Raw genomic sequence first — 4,925 nt, forward strand, 5'->3', positions numbered from 1 at the left:
ACAACCGTCCATGATCGACGGTGGCTGCCCTCGTTCCCGCATCGCATCGAACCGCAGCTCAGCCAAGGTCAACAACCCCGGCTGGAGTACTAAGCCGGCCGTGGCCGGTGATGTACGGACGGCTGCCCGAGGTAGCAAACGTGAACGGTCACGCCCGGACGAGGAGCACAGAGCTCAGACGGAAGTAGCCACAGGCATGAGTGAGACCGGGCGCAGTCCCGGCTACTTCCCGGCAGCCGGGGTGCCGCGCCAGCGGCATGTTCCTCTTGTAAGCGAGGCGTCCGGCCTCCGCGGAGCAGCCAGAGGGGGATCAAGGCTGGACGCGGAGGCCAGGCGTGTTGCTCCCCGAACTGCCGTCAGGTCCCACTGCCGATGTCAACTATCGAACAGATCATCATCAAGCTCTGGACTTCAGTCTCGGGAGCTGACACGCTTCCGTCCATGGTCATCTAGTCATCGAACTGACCGGGGCTACCGTGCGTAGAAACTGGCGACCTTCCAGGCTGAACCCCCTCATCAACAACAAGTTGGCTACAGGCAGGCGATTGCGCCGTCAGCGCTCTAACTCTAGAAGTTTACCGCGTTTAGGCACCCAGCAATGGCTGCAAAACGCGTTCTCTGCCGTCACGGTCTTTACGGCTGTTGGAGCGCTTATATATACGGCACAATCAGTTGACGCGGCCCGTGAATCCTCCGCCGGACAGCTTCATTTGACGGAGCAGGGACAGCTTACGGATCGGTTCGGAAAGGCCATCGACCAATTAGGTTCCCCAACGCTTGATATTCGGTTGGGCGGCATATATGCCCTCGGTCGCATCATGCTCGACTCTCAGGACGACGGTGAGTCGATCCGAGAGATCCTCTCTGCTTTCATCCGTACTCACGCACCGCGTGAAGGCGTGTCGGCAGGTGCCGCAGAAAAATCGCAGCGACAGCCAGTCGATCCCGATATCCAGGCTGCGTTACGTATGGTGACTAGACCCGTCGCGGCCAACCGCTCTAGTCGAATACCCTTGGACCTGCAAGGTACGGATCTCGCAGGGGTCGACCTTCGGAACGCTTACTTAGCTGGCGCAAATCTGGAAGATGCAGACCTTAACTTTGCCGACCTCGCTGGGGCGGATCTATCACAAGCAACACTTCGAAGGACGGAACTGGCCGGGGCGAAATTCGACCGTGCGAATTTGAAGGGTGCCAGTCTGCAGCGGGCGCAACTTGGTGACGCGGTTATGACCGAGGCGGTGTTGGAGAACGCCGATCTTGGTTCGGCTAACCTCCAAGGCGCTAACCTGAGCCGGGCGAACCTCGCTGGATCCATCGTCCGGGACGCAATTTTGGTGGGAAGCACCATTACCGAGGCTGCACTCCGGAATGCGGACCTTAGTGGCGCAGACCTTAGCGAAAGCCTTGGCCGCGACAGTGCTGATATGACAGGCGCGGACCTAGAACGCGCGACTTCCGCGGATTCCGCCGCAGGGCCGGTTCAAGGACCTTCAGCATCGGATCTGATAGCAATATCCCCCTCCAAGTCTTGGACGCTTAGCGACGGCCAGTACCTGCGGTTGGGCGACGCTCACCCGGGTATCGCTCGGAATTGGGGAGATTTAACCTACTCCGCAGCGCGGAAGGAAGTCTTGCTGCACGGGTTCGCTAGCCTCGACCGTAGCCAGGTGCCACATTACCGACAATGTAAAGTCGCACCCCGCACGAGCGATGCAATGAAGGCGACCGCGCTGGCCAAGGGGGCTGTTCTATGTCGTCGCGAGACAGCCACGATTGTTTCTTTCGTGCGGATTGGTCCCCGCTCTGCCAACGCAGCAGCGGACGAGCCTATTGCGATCCAAGTCTACTCCGCCACGCTAAAGAGTGTACCCTCGATCAGATTGGCTCGCGGACCGAGTGCTCGATCCGGATATTGGTACTCAATCACCGTCGAGTCATTCGCCCCGAATGAAACCGTCACTCTCACCTGCCACGACACCGTGTCGCCGACGGGCTTCTTTCGCCGCACCCTTCGCACTGACGCAAATGGCAATGCTTTCATAGAAAGGGCCTGCTATTCCGGTGATGGCCCGGAACACTGGGTTCGGTCGGGCGCGACCGAGTCGAACCATGTGACCTGGACCGCTGCGCCTCCACCGCCAAGGGCGAGCGCAGCCCCCGGGGCGGGCCCATCGCAAGGGGCTAACCCACGCCCACCAGTAGGGGCACGTATCGAACTCGTCCGCGGGAGCACTGCTCCTCGAGGCTGGTGGTACAACGTGACGCTGTCGGGCTTTACCCCTAACAGCAAGGTGACCGTTACCTGCCGGGACTCGGTCGATCGGTGGGGATTTTGGGCTCAAACATTCACTATCGGTCTCGATGGTCGTGCAAGCGATGAGACCCTTTGCTACTCCGCAGACGGGCCAGACCACTGGATTACAGGCGGAGGAGTCGAGTCCAATCATGTCGGATGGTGATCGGCGCCTAGCCACTTCAACGTCAATCTGCGGGACGCACGATGACGGAAGCGTTCGCGCTTCTAGGAAGAGTGCGAAAGTCCCCGAGGGCGTCGAGTAGAGCCAAGACGGGAGCCAAGCAGTCAATCGAGCAGCCAAATCAACGAGCACGACATGGGCGCCATCGGCGTGTGATGCCCTTTACGTCTCCTGAGCAGGCTGCTGGTGCTGGTACATCTCGGTGTCGTGAAGCCTGTCGGCGAGGACGTGGACGTGCTCAACCGCGGGTGCCGCGACGTCGCTCGACCCGACGTAGAAGCCGGTCTGGGGCAGCTTGGCCACGGCCGGTGGACAGCCGTCGGCACCCAGCTTCATCAGCATCCGTCGCCCGTCGACCGGACCACCAAGAAACCATGCCTCTACCGCCGCCATCCGCCGATCATGCCGCTTTGCCCATTTCTTTGCGGCAACCAAGTACAGCACCGCCACGACCGCAGCCACCGCCACAACTCTGGAAGGGGCCGACTGACAACGCGCCCGACCGAGTCCGACCGGTCTGCGGGGAGGTACAGACCAGAAGGCGCCGCATCAGCAGAAAGTCAGCGAACGCTGTGCTGCGCGACCGACTCCAATGGTCACAGCCGGCATGACGCAAGGCAGGACCACAGAGAACGACACCCCGCGGACACTGGCCGACAACGCCGACCAGGCTTCCCCCAGCGGGGTTCGGTCCGGGTAGCCGGCGGCTGGGCTGCCGACAGCACAGCTGATAGCAACGCCGCCGGCCGGCGGCATGCTGACGAACGCCGGAATGAGGAAGCGTCGAGCATGCAGCCGTTGCCGGACGGGTGCGGACGCGACGCACAGAGTTCTCAGACGGAAGTAGCCACAGGCATGAGTGAGACCGGGCGCAGTCCCGGCTACTTCCCGGCAGCCGGGGTGCCGCGCCAGCGGCATGTTCCTCTTGTAAGCGTGGCGTCGAACAGCGAGGTAGGAAGAAGGCAGCACGAGCCCTGATGCGGGCCCGGACCTGTACGTCAACCGACGATGCCCGGTATCGGCTTCTCGACTCGAGCCGCCATCAACTTGGCCGCAGCCGCCAGCAGTGGCGACCTGATGTCAGTCGTCGCGTCTACAGGGGCTCTTGCCTGACCCGAGCATGTCCGCGCAGTATCCATCCCGCTACTGGTGCCGTCCGGCCAGCTATCCGGTCTCGCCCGGCATGCGTCCTTGGGACTCGCCAGGCGAGGGCTCGGGCGTTATTCCTTGAGTCGGCGTCTCTCCGGGCATCAGGCCCGACGATTCGGCTGGCGTGGCTCCCTGACGGGCACGCTCCCCGGGCATCAGCTGATCGAGTGGAAAGTTTCTCGTCGGTCCTCCGCCACCGAATCTCTCCCGTGCTTCACTCAGCCGCTGCGAGAGTTCCTCTGAGGGCTCCTCAGGCACTGAGGATCTGGCTACCCTACGCACACCCGGATCCATATCGGTCACGAGGCCGACGAGAATATCGTTGGCTGCAGTGGTGGGCATATTGCGAGTGGCGCTGGCCGCAGCCACCCGCACAATAGGATCGCCATGCCGGGCAGCAAGCTTGACTACCTCCGGCGAATGCTCGCCGGGGATGAGTCCGGCAAGGTATGCGGCCTTAGACGCGAGCATCGGGTCGGCACCGCGAACGAAGGCCTCCAAGTGAGGTATGGCCTCCGGCCCGAGCTCGGTAGCCGCAACATAGTTAGGCTCATCTGGCTCAAGCAGTGCCCTGACCTGATTCTCTGATACGGCCATGATGAACTCCTATACATCCACCGTAAAGGGGCTGTCGGTCATCGTCGAACACTCGCTTGCGCTTAGATCGGGAGGAGGATTGGTGATGCTGCCCGTACCGTTGCCTGTCATTAGGCGGTTATTGTCGTTCACGTGTATCAAGCCCAGGACATGTCCCACCTCATGCCCCAGCGTCCACTGCGTCGCTCCTTGGGCCACCACCGCACCAGGCTGTCCATCCGGATGAGCGGCGCAGCCGTTGAACGGTGGAACAGTCGAACGAACGAAGTAGACTACAATGTCATTGCCGCCAGCGTTGTTGCGGTTGGCGAACAAGTCGTCTTGTTCATCTGTAGTCTGCCCTCTCAGACACTGACCGACGTCGACGTCATTCAAGTCGGGAAGGTTTAGGATCTCTGTCGATGCCCACTCAATTGCAATGCCGCACGAACCGTAGACCTCCCTCATTCGGTCGACCATCCTAGCCACGGCAATATTGGGCGTTGTGAGGATCTTTGTGTGCAGGCGGACAGTCGGCACCAAAGCCCACCACTTGTGCCACATCGCTTCGTCTGCCCCGCCAACAAATACGTCAATGCGATCCGATCCCCAGGAAGCGGCCGCAGGTGCTGAGGTCAGCACACCGCCGAGACTCTCCCAGTCGGACCAGCCGTTGTCGTACCACTTGTGGTACAGAGCGTTGTCAGTGCCTCGGACGAA

The 4,925-nt window shown here is 61.4% G+C and carries 4 protein-coding genes; 1 reads left to right on the plus strand and 3 read right to left on the minus strand.

What is annotated here, in order from left to right; genetic code table 11:
* Positions 1-968: 968 nt before the first annotated feature.
* Positions 969-2,462: a pentapeptide repeat-containing protein gene (locus tag ACWEVO_RS05285; protein WP_452306341.1), complete on the plus strand. Its 1,494-nt coding sequence runs from the start codon at positions 969-971 to the stop codon at positions 2,460-2,462.
* 180 nt (positions 2,463-2,642) lie between these two features.
* Here the strand turns inward: ACWEVO_RS05285 and ACWEVO_RS05290 are convergent, their stop codons facing one another.
* From ACWEVO_RS05290 to ACWEVO_RS05300, 3 genes are all read right to left on the minus strand, one after another.
* Complete coding sequence (locus ACWEVO_RS05290) at positions 2,643-2,942, minus strand: hypothetical protein (RefSeq protein WP_452306324.1); 300 nt, start codon at positions 2,940-2,942, stop codon at positions 2,643-2,645.
* A gap of 702 nt (positions 2,943-3,644) precedes the next feature.
* Positions 3,645-4,226: a HEAT repeat domain-containing protein gene (locus ACWEVO_RS05295; protein WP_452306325.1), complete on the minus strand. Its 582-nt coding sequence runs from the start codon at positions 4,224-4,226 to the stop codon at positions 3,645-3,647.
* 9 nt (positions 4,227-4,235) lie between these two features.
* Positions 4,236-4,925, minus strand: a 690-nt coding sequence (locus ACWEVO_RS05300) for a hypothetical protein (protein WP_452306326.1), incomplete at its 5' end; no start/stop codon positions are given.

This window comes from Micromonospora sp. NPDC003776, from assembly GCF_053605645.1.